The organism is Anaerococcus tetradius, assembly GCF_947087635.1.
Lineage (GTDB): Bacteria > Bacillota > Clostridia > Tissierellales > Peptoniphilaceae > Anaerococcus > Anaerococcus tetradius.
The window spans coordinates 34,145-59,583 of sequence record NZ_CAMUDP010000001.1 but is presented as its reverse complement, the minus strand read 5'-3'; the positions used below and the strand labels follow the sequence as shown (position 1 = coordinate 59,583).

The 25,439-nt window shown below is 35.7% G+C and carries 28 protein-coding genes; 17 read left to right on the top strand and 11 right to left on the bottom strand.

Features of this window, described 5'->3' with window-relative positions; translation table 11 throughout:
- Nucleotides 1-5: 5 nt before the first annotated feature.
- The 7 genes from P6936_RS00300 to larE are packed head-to-tail and all read right to left on the bottom strand — an operon-like array spanning nucleotide 6 to nucleotide 5,723.
- Nucleotides 6-716, bottom strand: a complete 711-nt coding sequence (locus P6936_RS00300; RefSeq protein WP_276880531.1) for an ABC transporter ATP-binding protein — start codon at nucleotides 714-716, stop codon at nucleotides 6-8.
- Nucleotides 709-1,668, bottom strand: coding sequence for a FecCD family ABC transporter permease (locus P6936_RS00295; protein ID WP_276880530.1), 960 nt, complete (start codon nucleotides 1,666-1,668; stop codon nucleotides 709-711). Before P6936_RS00295 ends, P6936_RS00300 begins: the two co-directional genes overlap by 8 nt.
- On the bottom strand, nucleotides 1,661-2,884 hold the full coding sequence (locus tag P6936_RS00290; protein ID WP_276880529.1) for an ABC transporter substrate-binding protein: 1,224 nt from the start codon (nucleotides 2,882-2,884) through the stop codon (nucleotides 1,661-1,663). The genes P6936_RS00295 and P6936_RS00290 overlap by 8 nt, the downstream gene beginning before the upstream one ends.
- Complete coding sequence (larC, locus tag P6936_RS00285; protein ID WP_004836588.1) at nucleotides 2,871-3,248, bottom strand: nickel insertion protein; 378 nt, start codon at nucleotides 3,246-3,248, stop codon at nucleotides 2,871-2,873. Before larC ends, P6936_RS00290 begins: the two co-directional genes overlap by 14 nt.
- A gap of 53 nt (nucleotides 3,249-3,301) precedes the next feature.
- Nucleotides 3,302-4,126 carry a LarC family nickel insertion protein gene (locus P6936_RS00280; RefSeq protein ID WP_276862098.1) on the bottom strand — a complete coding sequence of 275 codons (825 nt, stop codon included), beginning with the start codon at nucleotides 4,124-4,126 and terminating at the stop codon, nucleotides 3,302-3,304.
- A complete protein-coding gene (gene larB / locus P6936_RS00275; protein WP_060928904.1) occupies nucleotides 4,127-4,873 on the bottom strand; it encodes a nickel pincer cofactor biosynthesis protein LarB in 747 nt (248 codons plus the stop codon).
- A complete protein-coding gene (gene larE, locus P6936_RS00270; RefSeq protein ID WP_004836591.1) occupies nucleotides 4,866-5,723 on the bottom strand; it encodes an ATP-dependent sacrificial sulfur transferase LarE in 858 nt (285 codons plus the stop codon). Before larE ends, larB begins: the two co-directional genes overlap by 8 nt.
- 171 nt (nucleotides 5,724-5,894) lie before the next feature.
- On the opposite strand from larE, the gene P6936_RS00265 reads away from it, so the two are divergent.
- From P6936_RS00265 to P6936_RS00250, 4 genes are all read left to right on the top strand, one after another.
- Nucleotides 5,895-6,341 (top strand): DUF3842 family protein, encoded by a 447-nt coding sequence (locus P6936_RS00265; RefSeq protein ID WP_040349381.1) that lies wholly within the window; start codon nucleotides 5,895-5,897, stop codon nucleotides 6,339-6,341.
- A 157-nt stretch (nucleotides 6,342-6,498) separates the two neighbouring features.
- Complete coding sequence (gene sppA / locus P6936_RS00260) at nucleotides 6,499-7,482, top strand: signal peptide peptidase SppA (RefSeq protein ID WP_276862460.1); 984 nt, start codon at nucleotides 6,499-6,501, stop codon at nucleotides 7,480-7,482.
- Entirely contained in the window at nucleotides 7,475-7,960 is a 486-nt protein-coding gene (locus P6936_RS00255) for an RDD family protein (protein WP_004836594.1), read from the top strand. Before sppA ends, P6936_RS00255 begins: the two co-directional genes overlap by 8 nt.
- A 175-nt stretch (nucleotides 7,961-8,135) precedes the next feature.
- The gene (locus tag P6936_RS00250; RefSeq protein ID WP_276880528.1) at nucleotides 8,136-10,664 is read left to right on the top strand and encodes a ribonucleoside-diphosphate reductase subunit alpha; all 2,529 of its coding nucleotides are present in this window, start codon (nucleotides 8,136-8,138) and stop codon (nucleotides 10,662-10,664) included.
- Nucleotides 10,665-10,805: 141 nt separating this feature from the next.
- Here the strand turns inward: P6936_RS00250 and P6936_RS00245 are convergent, their stop codons facing one another.
- A complete protein-coding gene (locus P6936_RS00245; RefSeq protein ID WP_155811725.1) occupies nucleotides 10,806-11,150 on the bottom strand; it encodes a hypothetical protein in 345 nt (114 codons plus the stop codon).
- A 96-nt stretch (nucleotides 11,151-11,246) separates the two neighbouring features.
- Between P6936_RS00245 and P6936_RS00240 the strand changes: the two genes are divergently transcribed.
- On the top strand, nucleotides 11,247-11,573 hold the full coding sequence (locus tag P6936_RS00240; protein ID WP_276880527.1) for a phage holin family protein: 327 nt from the start codon (nucleotides 11,247-11,249) through the stop codon (nucleotides 11,571-11,573).
- Between the two features lie 10 nt (nucleotides 11,574-11,583).
- Complete coding sequence (locus tag P6936_RS00235) at nucleotides 11,584-12,642, top strand: ribonucleotide-diphosphate reductase subunit beta (RefSeq protein WP_004836598.1); 1,059 nt, start codon at nucleotides 11,584-11,586, stop codon at nucleotides 12,640-12,642.
- 39 nt (nucleotides 12,643-12,681) lie between these two features.
- On the opposite strand, the gene P6936_RS00230 is transcribed toward P6936_RS00235, so the two are convergent.
- Together P6936_RS00230 and P6936_RS00225 are read right to left on the bottom strand one after the other, a co-directional pair.
- Complete coding sequence (locus P6936_RS00230) at nucleotides 12,682-14,058, bottom strand: alanine/glycine:cation symporter family protein (protein WP_004836599.1); 1,377 nt, start codon at nucleotides 14,056-14,058, stop codon at nucleotides 12,682-12,684.
- A gap of 135 nt (nucleotides 14,059-14,193) precedes the next feature.
- Complete coding sequence (locus tag P6936_RS00225) at nucleotides 14,194-15,279, bottom strand: glycosyltransferase family 1 protein (RefSeq protein WP_040349382.1); 1,086 nt, start codon at nucleotides 15,277-15,279, stop codon at nucleotides 14,194-14,196.
- A gap of 139 nt (nucleotides 15,280-15,418) precedes the next feature.
- Between P6936_RS00225 and P6936_RS00220 the strand changes: the two genes are divergently transcribed.
- The 5 genes from P6936_RS00220 to P6936_RS00200 are packed head-to-tail and all read left to right on the top strand — an operon-like array spanning nucleotide 15,419 to nucleotide 19,472.
- Nucleotides 15,419-16,393 (top strand): metal ABC transporter solute-binding protein, Zn/Mn family, encoded by a 975-nt coding sequence (locus P6936_RS00220; protein WP_004836601.1) that lies wholly within the window; start codon nucleotides 15,419-15,421, stop codon nucleotides 16,391-16,393.
- Nucleotides 16,394-16,401: 8 nt separating this feature from the next.
- Complete coding sequence (locus tag P6936_RS00215) at nucleotides 16,402-17,109, top strand: metal ABC transporter ATP-binding protein (RefSeq protein ID WP_004836602.1); 708 nt, start codon at nucleotides 16,402-16,404, stop codon at nucleotides 17,107-17,109.
- Nucleotide 17,110: 1 nt separating this feature from the next.
- Nucleotides 17,111-17,953 carry a metal ABC transporter permease gene (locus P6936_RS00210; protein WP_004836603.1) on the top strand — a complete coding sequence of 281 codons (843 nt, stop codon included), beginning with the start codon at nucleotides 17,111-17,113 and terminating at the stop codon, nucleotides 17,951-17,953.
- Between the two features lie 9 nt (nucleotides 17,954-17,962).
- Nucleotides 17,963-18,832 (top strand): metal ABC transporter permease, encoded by an 870-nt coding sequence (locus P6936_RS00205; protein WP_081445717.1) that lies wholly within the window; start codon nucleotides 17,963-17,965, stop codon nucleotides 18,830-18,832.
- A complete protein-coding gene (locus P6936_RS00200; RefSeq protein WP_004836605.1) occupies nucleotides 18,813-19,472 on the top strand; it encodes a metal-dependent transcriptional regulator in 660 nt (219 codons plus the stop codon). Before P6936_RS00205 ends, P6936_RS00200 begins: the two co-directional genes overlap by 20 nt.
- Nucleotides 19,473-19,517: 45 nt before the next feature.
- Here the strand turns inward: P6936_RS00200 and P6936_RS00195 are convergent, their stop codons facing one another.
- Nucleotides 19,518-20,669, bottom strand: a complete 1,152-nt coding sequence (locus P6936_RS00195) for a hypothetical protein (RefSeq protein ID WP_155811726.1) — start codon at nucleotides 20,667-20,669, stop codon at nucleotides 19,518-19,520.
- Nucleotides 20,670-20,774: 105 nt separating this feature from the next.
- Here P6936_RS00195 and P6936_RS00190 point away from each other — a divergent pair, with 105 nt between their 5' ends.
- Genes P6936_RS00190 through P6936_RS00165 form a run of 6 tightly spaced genes read left to right on the top strand, consistent with a single transcriptional unit; the run spans nucleotide 20,775 to nucleotide 25,430 of the window.
- Nucleotides 20,775-21,098: a hypothetical protein gene (locus P6936_RS00190; RefSeq protein ID WP_004836607.1), complete on the top strand. Its 324-nt coding sequence runs from the start codon at nucleotides 20,775-20,777 to the stop codon at nucleotides 21,096-21,098.
- On the top strand, nucleotides 21,085-23,022 hold the full coding sequence (locus P6936_RS00185; RefSeq protein WP_004836608.1) for a V-type ATP synthase subunit I: 1,938 nt from the start codon (nucleotides 21,085-21,087) through the stop codon (nucleotides 23,020-23,022). The genes P6936_RS00190 and P6936_RS00185 overlap by 14 nt, the downstream gene beginning before the upstream one ends.
- Nucleotides 23,015-23,485 carry a V-type ATP synthase subunit K gene (locus P6936_RS00180; protein WP_004836609.1) on the top strand — a complete coding sequence of 157 codons (471 nt, stop codon included), beginning with the start codon at nucleotides 23,015-23,017 and terminating at the stop codon, nucleotides 23,483-23,485. The genes P6936_RS00185 and P6936_RS00180 overlap by 8 nt, the downstream gene beginning before the upstream one ends.
- A 15-nt stretch (nucleotides 23,486-23,500) precedes the next feature.
- Nucleotides 23,501-24,052, top strand: coding sequence for a V-type ATP synthase subunit E (locus tag P6936_RS00175; RefSeq protein WP_004836610.1), 552 nt, complete (start codon nucleotides 23,501-23,503; stop codon nucleotides 24,050-24,052).
- 9 nt (nucleotides 24,053-24,061) lie between these two features.
- Complete coding sequence (locus P6936_RS00170) at nucleotides 24,062-25,126, top strand: V-type ATP synthase subunit C (RefSeq protein WP_004836611.1); 1,065 nt, start codon at nucleotides 24,062-24,064, stop codon at nucleotides 25,124-25,126.
- Nucleotides 25,119-25,430 carry a V-type ATP synthase subunit F gene (locus tag P6936_RS00165; protein WP_004836612.1) on the top strand — a complete coding sequence of 104 codons (312 nt, stop codon included), beginning with the start codon at nucleotides 25,119-25,121 and terminating at the stop codon, nucleotides 25,428-25,430. The genes P6936_RS00170 and P6936_RS00165 overlap by 8 nt, the downstream gene beginning before the upstream one ends.
- The last annotated feature ends 9 nt before the right edge of the window (nucleotides 25,431-25,439 follow it).

Sequence of the window (25,439 nt, the reverse complement as noted above, 5' to 3'; positions counted from 1 at the left end):
TTTTTCTATTTGAAATATATGTGTCTATTACCATCAAAATCTCGGATATCAGTTTCCATGCCGAATATATCCATAAACATCTTCTCGTCCATTACTTCTTTTGATGAACCTTGTCTGTAGATTTTTTTGTTATTTATTAGGATGATATTGTCGGCGAATTTTTCTATCAAGGCTATTTGGTGGAGACTTATTAGACTTGTAAGTTTGAGTTTATAGGTCAAATCTTTTATTATTCTCATTATCTCATATTGATTTTTGAGGTCTAGGGCACTTACTGGCTCGTCCAAGAGGAGAATCTTAGGCTTTGCTACTAGGGCTTGGCCTATAAAGACTTTTTGGACTTCTCCTCCTGATAGCCTGTTGATGTATTTATCCCTATATTCTCTAATATTTAGTAGGTCTAGGATCTCTTCTACATCTTTTCTGTCTTCTTCGGTTATTCTTAGGGAAAGATTTGCTACCTTGCCTAACAAGATAGTCTCAAAAACTGTAAATTTGATTTTTGAGTTTATATTTTGGTTTAGATAGGATACCTTACCGTCAGTTTCAATTTCTCCTTGGTAGGATTTTATTCCACTTATTGCATTTAGGATTGTAGATTTGCCTGATCCATTTCTTCCCATCAATATATTTACCTTGCCTGCTTCTAGGCTAAAGGATATATCATCTATTATATTTCTATCATAAGAGATAGAGAGATTTTTTGCCTTAATCATTTTTACCTCCAAAGAAGAATATAAAGATTAGTGGTAGGCCTACTAGTGAGGCGATTATTCCTATTGGAAGGATTGCCCCTGGTTTTATAATCTTTGAGAGGGCTGATGAAAATACTAAAAGACTTGCACCTGTAAGGGTTGATCCAAGTATGTAGTATCTTTGGTCTTCTCCTAAGATTTTTCTTGATATATGAGGGGCTATAACGCCAATAAAACCTATTACACCAGCAAAACTAACTCCTATTGATGAAAGGATGGATACGAGCATGAAGGTTTTAATCTTTAGGCCCTTTACGTCAACTCCTAGGCTTTTTGCCCTATCTTCACCGAAGCGAAGGGTAGTTAGCTTGTGGCTATCCCTAATTATAATCACAAAGGCTATTAGGAAGGATATTAATAGGATTATAATCTGACTAGGTTTGGTATTTGATACCGAACCGAATAGCCAAAAGACTATGGATGATAGAGTTTCATCTGTTGATACATATTGCATAAGACTTGTTAGGGAGTCAAAGAAGAATTTGACTGCTATTCCTGCAAGAATCATGGAACTGGTGTGGGCGAAACTTTTCCTAGATATGATATAGACAAAGAGTATAGCCAAGATGGCGAAACCAATCGCTCCAAGGGATATAAAGTTTATCGAAAAACCGAGTATTAGGAAAAATGATGCACCAAAGCCTGCCGCAGAAGAAACACCTAGGGTGAAGGGACTTGCTAGGGGATTGTCTAGGATAGTTTGCATACAAGCACCAGCAAGGCCCAAGATCATACCGAGGATTAAGGCTGTAGTCATCTCTGGCATCCTTATCTTAAAAAGGATGGTCCTTTGTAAATCGCTTAGACTTAGGAGATCTTTTGGGGCTAAGTTGCCAACACCTATGAACAAATCAATTAATGAAATGGCTAGGGTGATTAGGGTAAGGATAAAAATTTTCTTATTTTTACTCATATTTAGCAAACCAACAGCCTTCGTACTTTATAGGCATAAAGTTTTGATAGAACTCTTCCATATCCTTGTCAGGATCGATATCTTTGAAAAGATCTGGGTGGAAGGCTTTAGCTAGGGCTTCATAAGAGTAAAAGTCTGACATATCACGAGCAACATTGTGACCTATTACGAAAAATTCTTTGTTTTTCATAGCTTTAAGGTTTGACCAACCGTCTCTTGTGTTGTATTTGGCGATTTTTTCTTCAACTTCTTTTTTGTTGACGTCAAAGCCCATTCTTACTGCATCAGGTTTGTCAACCCATTGAGATCCAGTAACTACAATTATATCTGGGTCCTTGCTTAGGACAAATTCTTCTGAAAGTGGGCTTGCTTGTTTGGCCTCTAGGGCATCACCTGCTAGGTTGTGACCACCACAATCATTTACAATCTTACCCCACATAGTGTTGTTTCCATAAGAGTTGCCGAATTTTACTTCTCCATCTTGGCCACATTCAAGAAATACATTTGGTTTATCTTTTGCTTCCTTTAGAGTGTTTGCAACGTGTTCTCTTTTTTCCTTATAGAAGGAATATAGTTTGTCGAAATTTTTGTCAAGACCTGTAGCCTTTGATATTATCTCAGTTGACTTTAGGTGCTTGTCTAAATCTTGGCTGTGATAGTCTACATAGATAACTGGAAGATTTAACTTATCTTGGATAGAATCTAGTTGAGCCTTGTAAGAAACAGGAGCAATGATACCATCTGCATCGATAGATAGGAGCTCTTCTACTGAAAAGTCGTTGTCTGTAAAATTAGAAACTCTTTTAATCTTATCAAGCTCTGGAATTTGCTTTACTAATCTTTGATACAAGTCATTTCTATTTTTTCTTAGGCCATCATCCATGGCTGCGATTTTCTTGTAGAAATTATCCTTGTCTAGATACATCATTTGCATGAAAGGTCCACCAGAACCAGAGCCTTGGATAATTACCTTATCAAGAGGCTTATCTAGCTCAACTTTTCTACCTAGGACATCTTCTATTACGATTTTTCCTTCAGTCTTCTTGTCGTCTTTCTTTTCAGAAGATTCTTTTTTGCTGTCATCTTTTACATTTTCTTCTACTTTTGTTTCTTCCTTGTCAGTTTTTTCTGACTTTTGATTATTAGAGCCACAAGCACTTAGCATAAGAGCTAATATTGCTATTAGGCTTAAATTTCTTAAATTAAATTTTTTCATAATATTCTCCATAAATCATCTTCATTTTTTCAAATGCTTCTTTTATCGATAATTTTTTTGTCTTTGCCAAACTAAGGGCAGATTCATATTCAGGATAAACATAAGTCTTATCCTTGTGAAAAACTTTTTTGTAGGAAATTTCTAGACCTTCATGGTCTATCTTAATAATCTCTCTTTCAAGAGTAGATCTTTCTACTTCAATTTTTCTAATACCAATTGAGGTCGTGTTTGAAAATATAAGGTCTTCAACTTTTTCTATATTTTCCTTATCGCAAAGGATGGAAAGTTTGTAAGCGGGCCTGTTTTTTTTCATATAGATTGGTGTATAAAAGCAATCTCTAGCGATTTTCATAGCTTCACCCATCACATAGCCTAAAACTTCGCCACTTACATCATCAAGGTTAGTTTCCGCCAGAATTAAGCTTTTTTTTTAGGATTTTCTATCTCCATTACCCTTAGGATGTTGGCGGATTTTTCAAAATCCTTATTGCCAGCACCCAGACCGATTTTCTTTATTGTAAATTCAGAAAGGCTTTCACCTTTAGAAAAATATCTTACGATTGCTGCACCAGTTGGAGTGACGTGCTCTCCATAGTCATCTACAATATTTATGCTGATATCAGAACCCTCAAGGATATTAACAACAGCAGGAACTGGTATTGGCATATAGCCATGGGCACATTTTTGCATGCCACAGCCCTCGAAGAGCTTGGAGAAGTAAATATTATCAACCCCCAAGTCTTCAAGGAGCACACAAACTCCAAGAACATCTATTATAGAGTCGATTGCTCCAACTTCGTGGAAGTGAACTTCTTTTTTGTCAATTCCATGAGCCTTGGCTTCAGCTTCTGCTATGATATTGAAAATTCCTAGGGCATCTTTCTTGACCCTATCGCTAAGAAGGTCTGAAGATGAGATGATTTTTTCGATATCGGAAATATTTCTGTGAAGATGGTGGTGGCAATGATCATGGTCATGATGATGGCCGTGATGGTGGTCGTGGTCCAAGTCACATTCATGATTATGATCATGATCTTTTGAAAGTTCATCTTCTAGGATTACATCAAAGTTATAGGCACAGATTCCCTTCTTATTAACTCTATCAAAGACTAGCTCGTAGCCTTTTATATTAAGAGATTCAATAGCCTTGATTAATTTTTCCTTGGAGGCTCCTAGGTCTAAAAGAGCTCCTATAGTCATGTCTCCAGCTATTCCTGAATACATTTCAAAATATAAATCCATTTACTCCTCCTCTATTAGTTTATTTATTTGACAGCTAGCATAGGCTGCTCCGTAGCCATTGTCGATATTTACTACAGAAATTCCTTCGGCACAGGTTGATAGCATAGTTAAAAGAGCTGATATGCCCTTAAAGCTTGCTCCGTAACCTACTGAGGTAGGAACTGCTATGATTGGTTTATCGACTAGACCTGCAAGGACAGTAGCAAGGGCTCCTTCCATGCCAGCTATGGCTATTATTACATTAGCTTTTTTTATCTCATCAATTTTACTTAACATCCTGTGGATGCCAGATACGCCAATATCATAGTATCTGTTAACCTTGGCTCCGAAAAATTCTGCTGTGAGGGCAGCTTCTTCTGCGACGAATAAGTCAGCTGTTCCTCCAGTGCATACTGCTATATTGCCGATTTTCTCTCTGTTTTCGTATTCTAGGGAGATTATCCTAGCTGTTGGATTATACTTAGCATCAGGCAAGGCTTTCTTTACTAAGTTGTATTGGTCTTTGCTTGCCCTAGTGCCAATTACCGATTCATTTCTTTGGGCGAAGGCTTTAAATATTTCGACTAAGGCGAAGTCCTCCTTGCCTTGGCAGAAGATAGTTTCAGGAAAGCCCCTCCTATTTTTTCTTTGGAAATCTAATTTTGCTATATCTATATCCTTGAAATTAAAATCCTTTAGGTAGGCTAGTCCTTCATCTATGGACATTTTTCCATTTTTGATATTTTCTAAAAATTCTTTATCATTCATAATCTAACCATGGATTAAGCTTTAGCTTATCTTCCTTTTTTATTACTTCATCCATTGACCCTGACCTATAACCTTCCAAATCTAAATTTACATATTTAAAACCGAGCTTTTTTAGGGTCTTTACAATCTCACTTGTATTTTTGAAAACTACATCAAAATCATCCTTATCTACTTCAATCCTGCTATTATCCCCATAGACTCTAACACGAACATTTTTAAGTCCCAAACTTTTAAGGAAGGCTTCAGCCTTATTGATAGAATCGAACTTTTGTGTATCTATTAGTTGGTTATAGGGAAATCTCGTCGCAAGGCAAGGAGCGGATGGTCTCTTGTAAACTTCTAAGCCTAACTCCTTGGCATAGGCTCTAACCATTTTTTTACTAAAGCCAGCGTCTTTTAGTGGGCTTATTACTCCCTTATCATTAAGGGCCCTAACACCAGGTCTAAAAACCTTGTAATCATCTAGGTTCGACCCATCTACTACATGCTTATAACCCAGCTCATCTCTAAGCTTAAAGGCTTGTTCAAATAGAAAGCTCTTGCAGTGATAGCACCTATCTATACTGTTATTTTTGATGTGATCATTATCAAAAACATCTATATTAACAATCCTTAGCTCTACATCCATCTCATCAGCTAAGTTTTGAGCATTTTCTAAGTCGCCATCTGGTGTAGTATTAGTATTATACATAATAGCTACAATGTCGTTTCTTTTCTTTCTAAAATCACTCGCAAGCTTTAAGATGAGGCTTGAATCTACTCCTCCAGAGAAGGCTAGGACAAACTTATCTTCTAATAAGTCTTTGATTATCTTATCTAACTTTTCTTTTTGTGAATTAAAATTTTCCATATTCTTCCTTACTTCAAAACAAAAAAGGGCATAGGATTACCTAGACCCTCATGGTTGTATTTTAGTTTTAGCTAAAAGCCAGCTTCATACTGGCAGTCTTATATTAACACATAAAAAAAACTAGGTCAAGGTGTTGAAATTATGATAAAATATAATGATAAGGAGACATGTATGAAAATTGTAGTGATAGATGGTCAAGGTGGATCAATAGGTGCCAGCCTAATAAGTAAAATTAAAAAGAATAATATAGAAGCTCTTGTCTATGGACTTGGAACAAACTATTTTTCAAGCAAGGCCATGAAAAAAGCAGGGGCGGATGTAATAGCGACCGGAGAAAATGCAATTGTTGTAAATACTAAAGATGCAGACTTTATAATGGGAACAACAGGCATAGTCATAAGCGACTCCCTCCACGGAGAAATCAGCAAAAAAATTTCAAGAGCTATAGGAAAGGCTAAAGCCACAAGGATATTAATCCCCTTTGATTGTTGCAGGACTTATATAGTAACAAAAGAAAAAGCTTCCATAGAAGAGTTACTAGATAGTGCTGTTACAAAACTTGTTTATGAAATGACAAAAGAAAAAGGGCCTTGTGATAGCCCTGATATATGTAAATAGCTCCAAGAGGAGCTATACATAAACATGTATCTAGTGTTAACGATACTTGTAATGCATTAATATTGTACTTAATTTAAAAGAAAAAAGCAATTAATATCTTACTTAACAGATTATAAGCTTTGTGTTAGAATGTTAATAGGAAAACTAAGGAGAATTTATGAAAATTAACGTTAAGAAATTGATAGCCTTGGCTATAACTTTGCTAGTCCTCGTTATGTCGGGCTTTGCCAAAGATAAAGAAAATGAAGCCAAGGAAAGTTTAAGGGGTAAGTACCTAAAAAGCCTTACAGATTTTTCTGATTATACAGAAGAAGTAATCCAAGGTAGCAACCCTAAAGAAAAAATAAAAGTGGTAGATGTCGATGGGGTCATTAAAGCAGATGATGCAAATGACTTTGTAGTAAGTGAACTAAAGGATGCCAAAGATGATCCTTTGGTTAAGGGAGTAATCTTAAATGTAAACTCTCCAGGAGGATCAGTCTATGCCTCAGAGCGTATAGCTAACGCAATCAAGGCCCTAAAGAAGGCTAAAAAACCAGTTTACACTGTAATGGGACAGATGGCAGCAAGCGGTGGATATTATATATCTGCTCCAACTAATAGGATTTATGCTTCAAATGAAACATGGACAGGTTCAATTGGTGTAATCATTCAATCTTATTCCCTCCAAGGTCTTTTTGACAAATACGGAATAAAGGAACAAAATATCACAACTGGCAAGATGAAAGATGCTGGAAGCCAGGGTAGAGATATGAACAAGGAAGAGAAGGAATACTTCCAAGGACTCGTTAATTCTGCCTTTGATAGATTTGTAAAGATAGTTGTAGAAGGCAGGGGACTTTCTGAAAAAGAAGTTAGAAAAATCGCAGATGGTAGGGTCTATGATGGCAGCCAAGCCCTATCCCTAGGTTTAGTTGATAAGATAGGTGATATTGATTCAGCTATTAGCGATATGATTAGTGATAATAAGTTAGATGATCCTATGGTTATAAGAAATGATAATGTAATGGGCTCGCTTTCTTCTTTATTCTCCAAGGCCAGGGACCTAAGAAAGAGTTATTCAGACCTAGCCGTTCTTGAGAAGCTTATGAAGGAAAATAATATAGGTCCAATGTATTTGTATGGAGCTTACCATGACTGAGCTAAAGGAAGTGAGAGCAATGGATGATTTTAGGGAAAGAGATTATCCTTACTCTTATGCTGGATTCTTTTTAAGACTAGTGGCTTTTTTGATAGACATGATGGTAGTCTATGCTTTGTTTAATATCCTAAAGGTCTTTGTCCCTTTTGATATTAAGGCTTCGGTATTTTCCTTTACTATCGAAGAAATTCTAAAGACCCTTCTAACCCTTGCCTATTTTTCTTTGATGACCTTTTTTACAGGGGGAAGAACCCTAGGCAAGATGCTTTTAGGTCTTAGGGTAATATCTCTTAGCTCGGATAAACTTAGCTTTTCACAAGTAGTCCTAAGAGAAATTTGCGGTAGATATGTCCAAAACAAATTTAAGCTTATTTATATAATTGTAGGAATTAGTCCTAAAAAACAAAGCTTATTTGACATCCTTCTTGATACAACAGTAGTTAAGGAAGATTTGTTTAGACATTTGTACGAAAAATAAAATAAAATTTGATAAAAAAATAAATATAAACAGCAAGAATTTATAAGAATCGCTAGTTCTTGCTGTTTTTTCTTGTTTTAAAAAACCACAAGATATGGTATGATAATAAGCGATTGAGATAAAAAAGCACTATATCTAGTATAGATTTATATATAACTAATAGCAAGGAGAGCTTATGGAGATAATTAAAAGAGATGGAACTAGGGCTAGCTTCGAAAGAGTTAAGATAGAAAAGGCAATAGCCAAAGCCTTTAATTCGGTTGACAGTATTATAAGCAAGGATGATTTGGAAAAAATGTCCAAGAGGATAGAAGAAACTATAAGAGAAAAATATCCAAAAGATCATATAGTGAGTGTCGAAGAAATTCAAGACTTGGTGGAACTTACCCTAATTGACGAAAACTATTATAGGGAAGTTAAATCTTTTATCCTCTATCGTGCCAAACACAATATGGACAGGAAAATTATAGGAGATTTTTCCAAGTATATAAGTGATAAAGAGGTTCTAGCCATTATAACAAGGATTCAAACAGAGTTTGATAATCAAAGATATCCTATAGAATCCCTTCTTTTTAAGTTCGAATCCTTCCTTAAAGCTAATATGACAGAAGAAGACATGCTAAAGGCTATAACTAGGGCTGCAAGCGAGCTTACTAGCAAGGAAGCTCCTGATTGGGAAATTATTGCAGCTAGATTTTTGATGTATCAAATAAATCTTGAGATAGAAAAAAGTGAGGAGAGATACGAACTTTTTGACTTTAAAGCTAAGATAGCTTTTCTTACGGAAAATGGACTCTATGGCAAGTATATCCTAGAAAATTACAGCAAAGATGAGATAGACGAGCTAGAAAGCTATATGGACTTTACTAGGGATGATATTTTCACCTACTCTGGTCTAGACTTGGTCAAAAAGAGATATCTAATTACCAACCATCAAGGAGATTTAATTGAAAAGGTTCAAGAGATGTTTATGGGAATAGCCATGCACCTTGCCATTCCTGAGAAAGATAAGATATCTTTTGCGAAAAGACTCTATGATATCCTATCAACCCTCAAAGCAACCATGGCTACACCAACTATGACTAATGCGAGAAAGCCTTTCAACCAACTATCCTCTTGCTTCATAGATACAGTTCCAGACACCTTAAAGGGAATTTATAGATCCATTACCAACTTTGCAGAAGTTTCTAAGCATGGGGGTGGTATGGGCCTTTATTTTGGAAAAGTAAGGGCTAATGGCTCAGATATTCGTGGCTTTGAGGGAGTTGCAGGTGGAGTCATCCGATGGATAAGACTTGCTAACGACACAGCTGTTGCAGTAGATCAACTTGGAGTAAGACAAGGGGCAGTTGCAGTTTATCTTGATATTTGGCATAAAGATATGCCAGAATTTTTGGGGCTAAGGACAAACAACGGAGATGACAGGATGAAGGCTCATGACGTCTTTCCTGGAGTATGCGTGCCAGATCTATTCTGGAGACTAACCCGTGATGATATAAATGCAGATTGGCACATGTTTGACCCTCATGAAGTCGAGAAAAAATACGGCAAGGCCATAGAAGATACCTATGGAGAAGAATTCGAGGACTTTTACAAAAAACTTGTAGAAGATAAGGATATATCAAGAAGAACTATGTCTGTAAAAGATATGGTAAGGCTTTTGATTAAGTCTTGGACTGAAACAGGCACTCCTTTTATCTTTAATAGAGATGCTGTAAATAGATTAAATCCAAACAAGCACATGGGTATGATTTACTCATCAAATCTTTGTACAGAAATTGCCCAAAATATGAGCCCATCAGAGTCAGTTTCAACTGAAATTATAGACGAGAATGGAGATACAATTATAGTAAATAAGACAAGACCTGGAGATTTTGTCGAGTGTAACCTAGCAAGTCTAACCCTAGGAAAAGTCGATGTAAATGACGCCTCAGAGCTTGAAGAAACTGTAAGAACTGTAGTAAGGGCCCTTGATAATGTAATTGACCTAAACTACTATCCAACTCCATATGCTAAGGTAACCAACAAAAAATATAGGGCCATAGGCCTTGGCACAAGCGGTTATCATCATATGCTTGTTAAAAACGACATTAGCTGGCAAAATGAACAAGCTCACGGAGAATTTGTAGATAGGGTTTATGAAGATATAAACTATTATGCTATCAAAGAATCTTTAGAAATCGCTAAGGAAAAAGGAGCCTATTCTTGCTTTGAAGGAAGCGATTGGGAAAGCGGAGCCTACTTCGACCTAAGAGACTATAAGAGCCAAAGATGGGAAGAATTAAGAGGCGAAATTAAGCGACATGGTCTAAGAAATGGTTACCTAATGGCCATAGCCCCAACAGGATCAACTTCGATTATATCTGGTACATCTGCAGGAGTAGACCCAATCATGAGTCGTTACTTCCTAGAAGAAAAAAAGGGTGCAATTGTTCCAAGGGTTGCTCCAGGACTTACCACAAAGACCTTCTGGCTTTACGAAAATGCCCACGACATAGACCAAAATATATCTATGAGAATGGCAGGCATAAGACAAAGACACATCGATCAAGCCCAATCAGTAAATATTTACATCACCACAGAATATTCCATGAGGCAGCTACTAAACATCTATATAAGTGCCTGGGAAAGTGGAGTTAAGTCTATTTATTATGTGAGGGGAAAGAGTCAGGAAGTGGAGGAATGTGATTCCTGTGCAAGTTAGAAAACAAAAAAAGTAGTTAGTAGTATTTCGCAGTTAATGAAATATTGTGAAATTTAAAAATAAATAAGAAAAAGAAAAGACCATTGGAAAGGGCCCAAAGCTAGGCTAAAACTAACTTTGTGCCTATTTCATAGAGGTCTTTTATTTTTCTTTAAGGGCAGATAGGCCATCTAAGATGAAATTTATCACAAAATATCCAAGCCCCAAGTAAATCCTATTGAATTTATATTTATCATTTATAAAGCTAAAGGATTTTATACCGAGTTTTTCTTGGATGATAGATAAAATAAGGATTAGGAAAATCGAAATAAGAAGGGCTATAATCATATTTATCTTAGACTTCTTAGAAAGATGAACCAATCCTCTTTCCCTAAAGATAGCAAATGTAAATAAAAGCATAAAAAATACTAGCAGGCCCCTAGGGATTTCTATAAAAAAACCAACTATTAAAGCCAATAAATACAATATTCCACTTATAAAAATCATGCCGACTCCTTTTTGTTTTATTATATCAAAAACTTTCAATCTTGCCCTTATTTTTTATTCTAATATAATAATATCAAAAGAAAAAAAGGAGATTTTATGGTTCTATTTGTAGCAAATGCCCTAGCCTTATGGCTTATGAGCAATTTTATTTCACATATTTCATTTGATAAACCATCTGCCCTAGTTCTAACGGCAGTGGTATTAACTATATTACAGAAAATTGTCACACCTGTTCTAAAGTTTTTATCATTCCCTATAAGTTTCTTAACTTTGGGCTTGTTTAACCTAGTGATAAATGCTTTTGTCTTGTATCTGGCATTCAAATTTGTAGACGGTGCTAATATTGCTAGCCACCCAGGAAGTCTTGTTGTAGCAAGTGTTATCCTTTCAATAATAGTATCTAGCGTACAATATATTTTATAAGGAGTAAAAAATGGAAGAAAGTAAAAAAAGAGAAGTCGCTAAACGTGGTATCTTCAATGAGGATGGAGATATAGACCTTGGCAAGAGAAAAATCATCCAAGGAAATACTACCAACTTAAATGATTTCAACAACTTAAAATATACATGGACAAGTGATTGGTATAGGCAAGCAATGAATAATTTCTGGATACCGGAGGAGATTAACCTAAACCAAGATATCAAGGATTATAGAAAGCTTGACCAATACGAGAAAAAGGCTTACGACAGGATTCTTTCCTTCCTAACCTATCTTGATTCAATCCAAACAGCCAACCTACCAAACCTACAAACCTACATCACAGCAAACGAGATTAATCTTTGCCTATCAATTCAAACCTACCAAGAATCAATCCATTCTCAATCTTATTCCTATATCTTAGATACAATTTGTTCGCCTGAAGAAAGAACAAGGATCCTTTACCTATGGAAGGAAGATGAACACCTCCTAAAGAGAAATGAATTTATAGGAGAGCAATACAATGAATTTTTGGAAAATGATGATGAATTTAGATTCATGAAAGTCCTTGTGGCCAACTATATTCTAGAAGGAATCTATTTCTATTCAGGCTTCTCCTTCTTCTACAATCTAGGGAGAAACGGCAAAATGCCAGGAACTGTCCAAGAGATAAGATACATCAACAGGGACGAAAACACCCACCTTTGGCTCTTTAGGTCTCTGATAAACGACCTTAAAAAAGAAAGAGAAGACCTCTTTGTACCAGAGCTTCAAAATTATTATAGGAATATGCTAAAAGAGGGTGTAGAACAAGAAATAGCCTGGGGTAAATACGCCATAGGCAATGAAATAGCAGGTCTTAACGAAAAGATGATAGAAGATTATATAAAATATTTAGGCAATCTTAGGGCCAAGGGCCTAGGTCTTGAAGCTCTCTATGAAGGATTCGATGAAATTCCAGAATCTATGAAATGGGTTGACGAATACTCAGATCCAAACGGAGTAAAAACTGACTTCTTCGAAGCCAAGGTAACAGCCTACTCTAAATCATCAATCATAGAAGACGACCTATAAAATAAAGCCGACTTAAGCTAAGCTTAAGTCGGCGATTTTTTATTTTAAGCAAGCCTCATATTCTTTGCTGGACTTTCTTATCCTTTCTGGATCTTGAAAGAAGTCCTTTATAAGCTTAACAAGTATAGGGCTTAGGCCTATAAGAGCTATCAGGTTTGGTAGGGCCATTAGACCATTTAAGATATTCGCTATAGTCCAAACAAGACCTAGGTCTATGTTTGCACCCAAGAATACAAAAATAACATAAACTATCCTATAAGGGATAATTATTTTTCTGCCAAAGATAAAATCAAGGCTGACTTCTCCATAATAAGCCCAACCGAGTATGGTTGATAAGGCAAAGAGGCTAAGACCTATGGTTACTATAATAGGGCCAAAGCTTGAACCACTGGCGAAGGCTTCTGATACAAGAGTACTTGCATCGACATTAGTCTTTGTGTTAGCCCCTGTTGTAAGAATAACTAGGGCTGTCATTGAACAAATTATAATTGTATCGACAAAAACCTCTGCGATTCCCCAGATACCTTGGCGGATGGGGTGATCTGTTTTAGCCGAAGCGTGGGCTATAGGTGATGAGCCAAGGCCTGCCTCGTTGGTAAAGACTCCACGAGCAATTCCCGCACTTATTACTTGTCTTATAGAAAGGCCCACCAGTCCACCACCAAGAGAGCTTGGTCTAAAGGCTCCAACAAAAATAGAAGAAATTGCTGGAAGGATATGAGTCCTATTAATAAAAAGAATACTCAAGCAACCAACTATGTAGAGGATGGACATAAAAGGGACTAACTTTTCTGTAACCTTGCTTATAGAATTTATGCCTCCTACAACTACTACAGCACAGATTATGCTTAAAACAATACCAGTTATTAAGGGATTTATATTGAGGTTTTGCTTTAGGACTCCTGCTATGGCGTTGGATTGGGTAGAATTTCCTATACCAAATACAGCAAGACCTGCAAAAATTGCGAAGGACTTGGCGAGCTTCTCATTTCCAAGACCATTTTTGATATAATACATAGGCCCACCCACAAAACGGTCTCCTTTTTTTTCTCTGAAGGCAACAGCAAGACTTACTTCAGCAAACTTAGTTGCCATACCGAAAATCGCAGCAAGCCACATCCAAAAAATTGCTCCAGGACCTCCTATGAGGATTGCTAGAGAAACACCTACTATGTTTCCAGTTCCGACAGTACCAGCAAGGGCAGTCGCGAGAGCTTGGAAGGATGAAATATCACCTTTTTTGTGGAAAGGATCTTTCTCGAAAACTCTTCCTAGGGTATTTTTTAAGGAATAGGAGAGTTTTCTAAATTGTATAGCTCTGGTTTTTATAGTTATGTACATACCACATCCCAAGATGCCTACTATCAGCGGTAGACCCCAGAGGAATGCTTCAAATGCCTTCAAATAATCTATCATAATTTCCTCCAAATATGTTTATTTATTATTTTATTCCTATAATTATAAATTACAATGCGGAAATAAAGTTTTTTTATGATAAAGAAAAAGAGAATATATAAATTATTTCAAAATAATCCATATATTCTCAGTAAACTACAGATGTAAATAAAAATTAGAAAGCCAATTTGCAGTTTCTTTTATATCAAAGCCTGCTTCTTTGATTTCTTTTCTGGTATCCTTTCTTTCATAAGCTCCAGTAGCTAGGATAGCTCTAAGCCATGGACCTGTCCCCTCATCAATTGGAATAAATTCAACAAGGTCGGTTATCTTTGAATTTTTATCAATTGTATCAGCTAGAAGGCACTTAAGGCCTGCTGCCTGAGCTTCTATTGTTGATACTGCAAGACCTTCATAAAGAGAAGGGAGGATGAAGATATCTATGGCCTGCAAGAGTTCGTTTACATAGCCAATAGAACCCAAAAATCTTACATTTTCCTCTATGCCCAAATCCTTTACCTTTTTTTCTATATCAGCCTTTAACTCTCCAAGACCTGCCATTACTAGGAGGTAGGAATTATCTTCTTTAAGTAAGTCATTGAAAATATCTATGAGAAAGCTGTGGTTTTTCTGCTTATTAAATCTAGCTATGTGGCCTAAGACTTTTTTATCCCCGAAATTTAGCTTTTTTCTTATTTTCTCTCTAACTTCTGGATTGAAAGCAAATTTTTCAAGCTCGATACCATTGTTTAGGACTTTAAAATCAGAGCCTGGGCCAAACATCCACTCACCAGCATCCTTTGAGCAAGCAAATCTGTAGCTTGCCTTATTATCGACATTTTTGTTTAGCATATCCATAATTTTGCCCTTAAAACCTGGTATATTTTGTGTGTTGTGGCTGTGGGCAAGGCCAATACGCTTATTTTTCTTACAAGCATCCATCACAAGGGCTACTATGGATTCCTTATGGCAGTGGACTATCCTATATTCGGGATGACTTTTAAGCAAATCGTCCCAAGCTTTCTTGTAAGCAAAGTGGTTTGTCCCCTTGTAGTTGGGAATCCTAAAAATTTTTCCGCCAAGCTTTCTTACTTCTTCTTCGTAGGCACCTTCCTCCTTGTGATGGACTACGAAGTCAAACTGGATTTTCTCTCTGTCTATATTTCTGTAAATGTTCATAACTAGAGTCTCAGCGCCTCCACGATTGAGAGTGCCAAAGACGTGCAAGATTCTAATGCTCATTATTACCTCCATTTCTATTAATTATATCATAAAGAAGTTTCTTAGCTAGAGGCAATATATTAGGTTAACCTAAAAAAATAATTTGACGAGCAAAATCGATGTGATATAATAAACTTATAAAACTTTAGGAGGATAAGAAATGAAAAAAATTTTCATGCTTCTTGCTCTATCACTAGCCCTCGTTTCTTGTAAGGGAGCTAGCAGTCCTGATACGAACAAAGAAGCTAATGATACAAAAAAAGAAGTTACACAAACAGCTAAGGATGATTCAAAAAAGACTGTTACAGTTACTACATCCTTCATAGCTGATATGGTTAATGAACTTGTTGGCGATAAGGTCAATGTAGAGATGATTATTCCAGCAGGAGAAGATCCACATCTTTATGTTGCAAAGCCAGAAGATTTGACCAAACTTAAAGAGGCCGACCTTGTTTTGTACCACGGACTTCATTTTGAAGGCAAGATGGTTGAAGCACTCGAGGCAGTAGGTTATCCAATCACTCAAAATTTTGATGAATCAAAAATCGGCAAGATGGATGAGGGTGGTACAGAGGTTATCGACCCACACTTTTGGTTTGATATTTCCCTTTATAAGCAAGCTTTCTCAAATACATCAGCCAAGCTTCAAGAGCTTCTAAAGGATGATCCAGAAACTGTAGCTAAGATTAAGGAAAATGAGAAAGCCTACCTAGCTAAATTAGATGATCTTGATTCTTATATCAAAAAGAGAATTGCAGAAATTAATCCTGAATCAAGATACCTAATAACTCCTCATGATGCCTTTAATTATTTCTCAAGAGCTTATGGGATGCAAGTAATGGCTCCACAGGGAGTAAGTACCGATTCTGAAGTTTCTAATAAGGACCTTGAGGATACAGCTAAATTTATAGCTGAAAAGAAAATAAAGGCTATTTTTGCCGAGTCAACAACAAATCCAGAGAGAATGGAAAAGTTAAGAGAAGTTGTAAAGGCAAATGGTTTTGATGTAAAGGTTGTAAGTGGAGATGGTCAAGAACTATTTTCTGACTCCCTCGCTAAGAAGGGCGAGCTTTGCGATAATTACATTGATATGTATAAGCACAATGTTGATTTGATGGTAGAAAACCTAAAGTAGGAGTAGATATGGCCTATGCAATTGATATAAAGAATCTTGACCTATCCTATGGAGAAAATAAGGTCTTGGAAGATATTAATTTACAAATAAAAGCGAATACTAAGACAGCCATAGTTGGAGCCAATGGTGCAGGTAAATCTACCCTCATAAAGGCAGTAATAGGCTTTGCAAAAAAGGATAAGGGAGAGATTAAAGTTTTAGGAAAAGATATCGAACTAGCTAAGACTGATATTGCATATGTTCCACAAAAAGATTCAGTTAATTGGAATTTCCCAATAAGTGTTATGGACGTGGTTTTAATGGGAAGGTACAAAAAGGGCAAGCTCTTTAAAAAATATAGCAATGAAGACAAAGAGCTTGCTATCAAAGCCCTTGAGCAAATCGGCATGCTTGATTTCAAAGATAGGCAAATAGCTTATTTATCTGGAGGTCAAAAGCAGAGGGTCTTTCTTGCCAGAGCACTCGCTCAAGACGCTGAGCTTTATATATTAGATGAGCCTCTTACAGGTGTCGATATCAAGACAGAAGATATAATCGCTAGTGAATTTGATAGATTGAAAGAAAATGGAAAGACTATCGTATGTGTTCACCACAATATTTATTCACTAACAAAATATTTTGACGATATAGTCGTTCTAAATAGAAATGTTAAGTTCCATGGTCCTATCCATACCGACAGCGTATGTAGATATATTGAACAAGGCTTTAGGGGATAGTATGGATGTTTTGATGTCTTATTCTTTCAGAGTTGTACTGATGGGAACGAGCCTGCTCGCCATCGTTGCAGCCCTTGTTGGAAGCATAAATGTTTATAAAAATCAATCCCTCATAGGCGATGCTATGGGCCATTCTAGTTTTTTTGGAATAGTCCTAGCCTTCATTTTAATAAAAGAGAGGAATCCACTCTTTCTCTTGTTTGGAGCTATGTTTGCGGCAGGAATTTGCTTTTATTTGGTGAATTTCGCCAACAAAAATTCAAAAATTGGTGCAGATGCTAATATGGCAATAAGCCTTTCAGGTTTGTTCGGTCTTGGTCTTGTCTTGAAATCATACATTCAAGCTAACCCTTCTTATCAAAAGACTAGCCAAGCCGGTCTAAACAATTATATTTTTGGGCAAGCTGCCTATCTGATGGAAGCTGATGTGAAAGTCATCTTTATAGCCTTGTTGATTTGCCTTTGTATATTTCTTCTTTTCTTTGAAGATTTTAAGGCTTATATCTTTGATAAGAACTTCTCTATGATGATTGGAGTAAATACCAAGCTTCTAGATTATTTGATACTCTTTATGACAATTCTAGTAATTGGTGTGGGTATTAAGGCTGTTGGAGTAATACTTATTTCATCATTTTTGATAATACCAACTGTAAGTGCAAGCAAGTTTGCTAGAAGCTATGAAGGACTCTTAGCTATCTCTTCTATATTTGCCTTGCTTGCTGCCTTCGTTGGAACCTTTATATCGACAGCTTACAAGGGATTCTCTACAGGGCCATCAATAATAATTGCTGCAAGTCTTATAGGCTTTGTATCATTCGTATATGCTATTAGGAAAGGAAAATAAGGAGGGCTAATGTTTGAAACACTATTAATATTAATCACTACAGCTTTATCCTGTTCTCTCTTAGGGGTATTTCTAATTCTAAGGAAGCTTTCTATGCTTACTGATGCCATAAGCCATACTGTACTTTTGGGAATAGTTCTAGGATTTTTTATCACCCATGATTTAAGTTCTCCTTTTCTAATCATAGGTGCAAGCCTTATGGGGATATTTACTGTTTTTATGATTGAAACCATAGGCAAGAAAAAACTATCTAAATATGATGACGCCATAGGCATGGTTTTTCCCTTCCTATTCTCATTGGCAGTCATACTCATAAGTAGGTATTTTAGAAATGTTCACCTTGATACAGATGTAGTACTCTTAGGAGAACTCTTGTTTTCGTCAATAGTAAAGATAAATATACTTGGCTTTCCAATAGCTAAGAGCCTAGTTGAAGCTATATCCATCTTATTTTTGGTAATACTATTTATAGGTCTTTTCTATAAAGGCCTAAAAATATCGACCTTTGATCCGGATTTTGCCAAGCTAGTAGGCATACCTACTGGGCTAATATTTTATATGCTGATGGCCCTTACCTCCCTAACAGCGGTAATCTCCTTTAATAGTTTGGGGGCAATACTTGTTATTTCTTGCTTCATAGGACCTGCAGCTTGCGCTTTGCTTTTAAGTGATTCTCTCCTTAAAGCTCTCTTCTTATCAGCGCTAATATCAATCATTAGTCCAAGCCTTGCCTTCTTTTTGGCTATGAGGCTTAATGTATCCATATCAGGAATGGTATCCTTCTTCAATCTCCTTTTATATTTTGTCCTTCTACTAATCAAGAAGTATATTAATCTAAGCAAAGTAAAGAGGATGAATTATGGAAAAGCCACTAATTAACCCCCAGAGGGAAGAATATCTAGTAACAATTTTCAAATTGATGCGAGATAAGAAAAAAATAACAAACAAACAAATAAGCGAGAGCTTAAATCTATCGCCCCCTTCAGTAACAGAAATGCTAAAAAAACTCAAGGAGGATGGCTTAATCGAAGATGGCAGAAGCAATGCTTTGACCGACCAAGGAATGAAGATTGCTAAACTCATAATCTCCAAGCATAGGCTTTGGGAGTATTTCCTCCAAGAAAAGCTAAAATACAATTGGACAGATATTCATGAAATAGCAAACAATCTTCAGTCAGTTACAACAGATGACCTCTTAAATAAGCTAAATGCATATTTGGGTTATCCTGATTGCTGTCCTCACGGCTCTAGCATATATATAAATAACGAAGAAAAAAACGAGATGCTAATAAAATTAAAGGATGCCACAGTCGGCGATAGCTATATAATAAGAAGAATAGCCGACGATAGGAAACTTTTGAAATATTGTGAATCAATGGGCATAAATATTAGCAAAAAAATTCTAATAGAAGGCTTCGATGACTTTGACAACACAGTTCTTGTAAAAATCGAAGATAAAAATATAAGAATATCACCCCTAGCAAGCAGTGATATATTCCTCAAAAAATTAGATGATTAATAAAGGGAAAGCCTAGTGAAAACTTAATTCATTAGGCTTTTCCTTTTATTTTTCTATAGAATTGATAATAGATGTCGACATAATATTGGTTTGATTATTATCATTAATAGGGCCTAGGACAAAAAGACTTAGATAGCCCTTATCTGTATCTATTACGATTTTATCGCCTTTTAGGCTATAAGAAGGCATATACAACCTTGCCTTGCCCTTCATAAAGGAAACCTTGTTAATCCTACCAAAACTTGCAAGGTCACTTGTTACGATGTTGGCTGGATAAATTATAGAACCTGAGTTAATATCATAGGCATCTTCAAGTTTGATTTCATCCTTATTGTCATATTTCATGATAATCTCTGAAATTACATTTCCGTTTTTCTTGGAGATGAAGGCTTTGATTCCGTTTTTGTCTTGGCTTAGCTTAAAATCTTCAGGTATCCTTATTTTCAAATCATCCAAATCTATTTTCTTACTAGCAAAGACGTTGATATCTTTCGTATAGTCCGTAAAGTCTTTGCCGATTTCTAGGGGATCGTCCGCTTCTTTGTACATAGCGATTAGTAAATCGCTCATAATATCCTTGGACTTATCACTAAGCTTTTTGTTCTCGTTGATTGCAAAATGGATTATTCCATTTGGACTATCAACCAAAAGATGGGTAATCCTTCTATCTTTTTTATCAGTAACAAAGTAGGCAGAGTCTATATTAGTCATTTTATTTCTAATTGGCTTACAAAGTCTAGTTTCTTCATAGTTTATGGTTTTAGAAAAAATTTCGGCTGCCCTTAATATATCCTTGCTTTTTAAGATTTCATCATTTTTTATTTTATCAAAACTTATAAAAATATTGTAAGATTCGCTATAAGGAAAATCTATGTAATATTTATTTCCGTCTGTAAAAATCTTTGACCTTTTCGGTAATCTTATATAGATATTAGAAAATAAAATTTCCTTGTCATAGTCTAGATTAGCTAGTTCATCTTTAGAATAGGCCTTGTCTTGATCTGTTTTTATATCTGAAGGAAGGCTGAAGGAGTTCGATCTAGTATAAAGACTATCATCTTCTTTTACACCATCAATCTGACAGAAGGGATAATTTGTATTTGTTTTTTCTTCTTGGCTAGGAGAATTTTTTTGCTGATTCCCCTTACATCCTAACAAAAAAATAGCTAAAAAAAGTAGGCTAATTTTCTTAATCATAATTTTTTCCTCAAAATGTTGTTTAAAAATCATCTTTGTTGGTTAATTATATCATATATAGGTATTTTATGATATAATTTTAATAAGGCAAATAGGGGGTGAAAGATGGCTGACGATATTTTATTGAAAGTTAAGGAAGCTGAAGATAAGGCAACCGAAACTGTCGATAATGCGAAAATTAAAGCTCGTGATATTATAGAGCAAGCTAAGGCTAAGGCCGAAGAAGAATACAAGGGTATTATTGCGAGTGCCAAAAGTAAAGCTAAGAAGATTCTTGAGGATGCAGAAGATACTGCAAAAAAAGAAAAAGAGCCTATTCTCAAAGAAGCAGAAGCTAAGAGGGAAGAAATCAAGAATCAAAACAGGGATACAATTGATAGTATCGTAGAAAGTTTGGGGGAAAGGATTATAGAAAATGGCAATAGTTAAAATGAATAAGTTTAACTTGCTAGCTTTTAAATCTGAAAGGGATGACCTACTAAATATTCTCCAAGGTTTTAATTATGTTCACTTTAACGACCTAGAAAGGGATGAGGATAAGACTTATCTTTCCGAGGTTAGAAATACAGAAAAATTGCAAAAACTCGACTCAGATATAAACAAAGTTGACTATGTAATCTCTGTAATCGACTCCTATATGAAAGATAGAAATCTTCCCCTTGATACAAGTTTTAGTGAGATGAGCTTAGAAGATGTCAAATCCAGGGGCAAAAACTTCGATTTCAACTTAATCTATGCAAATATGAGAACATTAATTGAAAAAAGAGAAAAAGCCCTAGGTCATAAAAATGAATTGACAAACAAGCTTAATGGCCTTAAACCATGGCAGGATATAGATGTAGACATCAACGAACTTTATAATTCTAAGAGGGTCTTTGTGGAAAGTGGATCTATTTCAGATCAATTCTATGACGAGCTAAAGAAAGCTATAGTCGAGAAAAACCTGGAAAAATCCTTAGTCTACAAGATTTCTGAGGCTGATAAAACAAGCTATATAGTAGCCATATCTAGCAATGAAGAAAAAGAAGACCTAATAGAACTTCTAAGAGAGTTCGGATTTAGCAGGGTTAAAATTAATTCAAGTACAAGGATTGTAGATGAAATTGACGATTTGTCTACTAAACTTGAAGAAAACACAAAAATCATAGATAATCTCGAAAAAGAAATCTTAGATTTTAAGAAATACTTAAAGGACCTATATATCTATAAGGCTTATGTCTTAAACCGTAGAAGAAAAGAAGAATCAAGTGAATATTTCCTTGAAACTGGGCTTATGAATGTCATTGAAGGCTACATTCCAGTTAAAGATACTGAAAGATTTAAAAAAGACATCAAAAGTGTCTTGGGTGATACCTACATACTTGATATCAAAGAAGCTGACAAAGATGACAGCCTGGTACCAATTATACTGAAGAATAACAAGCTGGTAGACCCATATGAGGAAGTAGTCAAAACATATTCCTTACCAAAATACAATGAACTAGACCCAAGCGGGCTTGTAGCGATATTTTATACAATCTTTACAGGCTTCATGATAGGGGATTTAGGATATGGAGCTCTTGCAACTATTGCAATCTTACTTGCTCTTAAACTAAAGAAATTCCCAGAATCCACAGAAAAGAACCTAAGACTATTCCTAAGAATATCAATTTCTGCCTGTGTATTTGGGGCTATTTTCGGTTCAGTCTTTGGTGGAATAATACAAGTGCCATTTGGCTTAATAGATACAGCAAAAGATATAAACGAGCTTATAGTCATGAGTTTGGTAATCGGTGCAATCTCACTTGCCGTTGCCCTAGGAGTTAAGGGCTACATGTATCTAAGAGATGGTAAGCCAATGGATGCTCTCTACGATGTAGGCTTTATGTATATGGCAGTTGGTGGAGCTGTGGGCCTTGCCCTTACAAAAGCACCTCTTGCTAAGTGGATTATGATTATTGGTATGGTGGGCATCTTCTTGTTTGCAGGAAGAGCTGTCAAATCAATAGGTGGAAGAATCGGTTCAGGAGCTTATGAAGTTTATGGTCTAACAAGTTGGATAGGAGATTTTGTATCCTTCCTAAGACTTATGGCCCTAGTTCTCTCAGGAAGTTTCGTAGCCTATTCTGTAAACTTAATTGTAAAATTGGTTGCAGGAGCTGGTCTTGGTGGACTTGTAGCAGGAATCATAATTTTTGTAATATTCCAATTATTTAATATGTTCCTATCCTACCTATCAGCTTATGTTCATGGTCTAAGATTGATATATGTAGAGATGTTTAATAAATTTTATGAAGGTGGCGGAGTTAAGTTCCGTGAAATGATAGAAGATACAAAATTTGTCAAAGTATTAAGAGGAGGAGACAATGAGTAATTTTTTAGTTGAAAATGGTGGTTTGATATTTGCAGTTCTAGGAGCAGCACTTGCTACATTCTTATCAGGAATGGGTTCTGCAAGAGGAACAGGTATGACAGGTGAGGCAACAGCTGCCCTAACAGTAGAAGAACCAGAAAAGTTTGGTAAAGCACTTATCTTGCAACTTCTTCCAGGTACTCAAGGTCTATATGGATTCGTAATCGGATTTTTCATCTACCAACAAATCATAGCTGGAAATGTAGACACAGCTAGGGGCCTATATTTATTAATGGCAGCACTTCCAGTAGGAATAGTTGGTTATTTCTCAGCAATAGCTCAAGGTAGAGTAGCTGTAGCTGGTGTAAATATCCTAGCAAAAAAAGAAGATGAGTTTATCAAGGGTGTAATTTACGCTGTAATGGTTGAGTTATACGCTATCCTTGGATTCGTTATATCCCTATTACTAGTACTAAACGTTTAATATTAGGATAAGATTATGAATAATCTTGATTTAATATTACAAAGCATAAAAGATAAGGCTAACAAAGAAGAAAATCAAATATTAGAAGCTGCCAAAGCAGAAGCTAAGACAATCCTAGAAGATATGAACAAGAAGGCTAAAGCTGAAGCAGAAAAAATCACAGCTGATGCAAAAAAAGAGGCAGAACTAATTCTTTCCAATGAGAAAGTTTCAGCTAAAAGACAAGCAAGAGATATTATAATCTCTGGCAAAAATGAAGTTATAGACGATGTCATAAAAAGACTTGAATATCATCTTAAAAAAATGGACGCAAACTCCTATAAGAAATATGTCCTAAACACAATCAAAAACTCACAAATCAAGAGGGGAGAAGTTCTTCTAGAAGAGAGCTTTAAGGATATCTTTACTTATAAGGAGATGGAAAACTTTACAATCATTGATGAAAGTGTTGACGAAGGCTTCATAGTTAGGGATGGCAAAGTCGAATATGATAATAGATTTTCTTCCTTAATCAAATACAAAATCGACGATATTAAAAAGCAAATATCAGATTCTTTATTTAAGTGAGGTGATTAGATGAATAAAGATGACTATATAAGCGCATCTATTTCAACAAGAATGTATGAAAAAAACCTCCTTACTAGGACAGATTTTGAAAGACTCAATGATTATGATTCTGTAAGAGAAGTCCTAAATCAGCTAAATGATACAATTTATAGAGAATCAATCAATAATCTAGACAGGGCAGAAGAATACGAAAGAATCCTAAAAAATGAATTAAAAAGGGTCTACGATCTTATAAGAGATATTGCTCCAGATAAGGAGATTATCAATTATATGTTAGAAAAATATATCTTCCACAACTTGAAAGTTCTAGTAAAAGAACTTATTCAAGATAAGGACTATTCAAGCTTATACTTGGATATGGGAGATGTTGATCTAGCTTATATCAAGAAAAATCTAATCAAAGAAGATAGGAAGAATGATTTTTTTGATAAGATTTCTAGCTTAAAACCATCAGAAGGTTTAGATATTTCCAAAAACACTGATGATTTATATCTAGACTATGCCCAAAAGGCGCTTTCAGCTTTCAATGAGAGCAATAATCCACAAGATATCGATATTAGCCTTGATAAGTCCTACTATGAAAAACTCTTGTTGGACGCAAGGGCATTAGAACTTGATAGCCTAGTAGACTTCACAAGAGAGAGTATTGACTTGATTAATCTAAAGAGCCTACTTAGGGTTAAAAGCCAAAATGAAGGGATGGATACTCTAGAAAAGGCCCTAGTAGAAGGTGGATTCATAGAAGGGGAAAAGTTTAAAGAATACTTCTCCTATGACCTTAATAAGCTTATAGGAAGCCTTAATAATACTAAAATTGGAAACTATGTAAAAGAAGCATTAAAAGATGATAAGGCACTTGATGATAATATTCTTTCCCTAGAAAAGGCAATAGATGCTCATAGCACAGATTATACTAGGGATGCTAAGATGATAACTTTTGGGCCAGAAGTCTTGATGAATTATGTAATTTCCAAGGAAACAGAGATTAAAAACTTGAGGATTCTCCTTGTATCTAAACTTAATAATCTTGATAAGGAATTTACTTTAGAAAAGTTGAGGAAGTCTTATGTATAAAGTAGCGGTAATAGGAGATAAGGACTCAATCCTTGCTTTCAAGGCTTTGGGTGTTGAAGTATATACAGCGATAGATGGATCTGATGCTGAAAAAAATATAAAAGAATTGGCTAAGGAAAACTTCGGGGTAATTTTCATTACAGAAGATTTAGCCAAAGAGATTCCATCTACAATTGATAAATATAGACAAGAAATGACTCCAGCTATTATCCTAATCCCATCCAACAAGGGATCTATGGGGATTGGCCTTTCTGACATTAACAAGTCAGTCGAAAAGGCAGTTGGAGCAAACATTCTAGATTAAAGGAGCTTA

Excerpts from the sequence above, each read along its gene's own strand:
- P6936_RS00300 (WP_276880531.1), bottom strand. The coding sequence starts at position 716 with ATGATTAAGGCAAAAAATCTCTCTATCTCTTATGATAGAAATATAATA.
- P6936_RS00295 (WP_276880530.1), bottom strand. The coding sequence starts at position 1,668 with ATGAGTAAAAATAAGAAAATTTTTATCCTTACCCTAATCACCCTAGCC.
- P6936_RS00290 (WP_276880529.1), bottom strand. The coding sequence starts at position 2,884 with ATGAAAAAATTTAATTTAAGAAATTTAAGCCTAATAGCAATATTAGCT.
- larC (WP_004836588.1), bottom strand. The coding sequence starts at position 3,248 with ATGGGTGAAGCTATGAAAATCGCTAGAGATTGCTTTTATACACCAATC.
- P6936_RS00280 (WP_276862098.1), bottom strand. The coding sequence starts at position 4,126 with ATGGATTTATATTTTGAAATGTATTCAGGAATAGCTGGAGACATGACT.
- larB (WP_060928904.1), bottom strand. The coding sequence starts at position 4,873 with ATGAATGATAAAGAATTTTTAGAAAATATCAAAAATGGAAAAATGTCC.
- larE (WP_004836591.1), bottom strand. The coding sequence starts at position 5,723 with ATGGAAAATTTTAATTCACAAAAAGAAAAGTTAGATAAGATAATCAAA.
- P6936_RS00265 (WP_040349381.1), top strand. The coding sequence starts at position 5,895 with ATGAAAATTGTAGTGATAGATGGTCAAGGTGGATCAATAGGTGCCAGC.
- sppA (WP_276862460.1), top strand. The coding sequence starts at position 6,499 with ATGAAAATTAACGTTAAGAAATTGATAGCCTTGGCTATAACTTTGCTA.
- P6936_RS00255 (WP_004836594.1), top strand. The coding sequence starts at position 7,475 with ATGACTGAGCTAAAGGAAGTGAGAGCAATGGATGATTTTAGGGAAAGA.
- P6936_RS00250 (WP_276880528.1), top strand. The coding sequence starts at position 8,136 with ATGGAGATAATTAAAAGAGATGGAACTAGGGCTAGCTTCGAAAGAGTT.
- P6936_RS00245 (WP_155811725.1), bottom strand. The coding sequence starts at position 11,150 with ATGATTTTTATAAGTGGAATATTGTATTTATTGGCTTTAATAGTTGGT.
- P6936_RS00240 (WP_276880527.1), top strand. The coding sequence starts at position 11,247 with ATGGTTCTATTTGTAGCAAATGCCCTAGCCTTATGGCTTATGAGCAAT.
- P6936_RS00235 (WP_004836598.1), top strand. The coding sequence starts at position 11,584 with ATGGAAGAAAGTAAAAAAAGAGAAGTCGCTAAACGTGGTATCTTCAAT.
- P6936_RS00230 (WP_004836599.1), bottom strand. The coding sequence starts at position 14,058 with ATGATAGATTATTTGAAGGCATTTGAAGCATTCCTCTGGGGTCTACCG.
- P6936_RS00225 (WP_040349382.1), bottom strand. The coding sequence starts at position 15,279 with ATGAGCATTAGAATCTTGCACGTCTTTGGCACTCTCAATCGTGGAGGC.
- P6936_RS00220 (WP_004836601.1), top strand. The coding sequence starts at position 15,419 with ATGAAAAAAATTTTCATGCTTCTTGCTCTATCACTAGCCCTCGTTTCT.
- P6936_RS00215 (WP_004836602.1), top strand. The coding sequence starts at position 16,402 with ATGGCCTATGCAATTGATATAAAGAATCTTGACCTATCCTATGGAGAA.
- P6936_RS00210 (WP_004836603.1), top strand. The coding sequence starts at position 17,111 with ATGGATGTTTTGATGTCTTATTCTTTCAGAGTTGTACTGATGGGAACG.
- P6936_RS00205 (WP_081445717.1), top strand. The coding sequence starts at position 17,963 with ATGTTTGAAACACTATTAATATTAATCACTACAGCTTTATCCTGTTCT.
- P6936_RS00200 (WP_004836605.1), top strand. The coding sequence starts at position 18,813 with ATGGAAAAGCCACTAATTAACCCCCAGAGGGAAGAATATCTAGTAACA.
- P6936_RS00195 (WP_155811726.1), bottom strand. The coding sequence starts at position 20,669 with ATGATTAAGAAAATTAGCCTACTTTTTTTAGCTATTTTTTTGTTAGGA.
- P6936_RS00190 (WP_004836607.1), top strand. The coding sequence starts at position 20,775 with ATGGCTGACGATATTTTATTGAAAGTTAAGGAAGCTGAAGATAAGGCA.
- P6936_RS00185 (WP_004836608.1), top strand. The coding sequence starts at position 21,085 with ATGGCAATAGTTAAAATGAATAAGTTTAACTTGCTAGCTTTTAAATCT.
- P6936_RS00180 (WP_004836609.1), top strand. The coding sequence starts at position 23,015 with ATGAGTAATTTTTTAGTTGAAAATGGTGGTTTGATATTTGCAGTTCTA.
- P6936_RS00175 (WP_004836610.1), top strand. The coding sequence starts at position 23,501 with ATGAATAATCTTGATTTAATATTACAAAGCATAAAAGATAAGGCTAAC.
- P6936_RS00170 (WP_004836611.1), top strand. The coding sequence starts at position 24,062 with ATGAATAAAGATGACTATATAAGCGCATCTATTTCAACAAGAATGTAT.
- P6936_RS00165 (WP_004836612.1), top strand. The coding sequence starts at position 25,119 with ATGTATAAAGTAGCGGTAATAGGAGATAAGGACTCAATCCTTGCTTTC.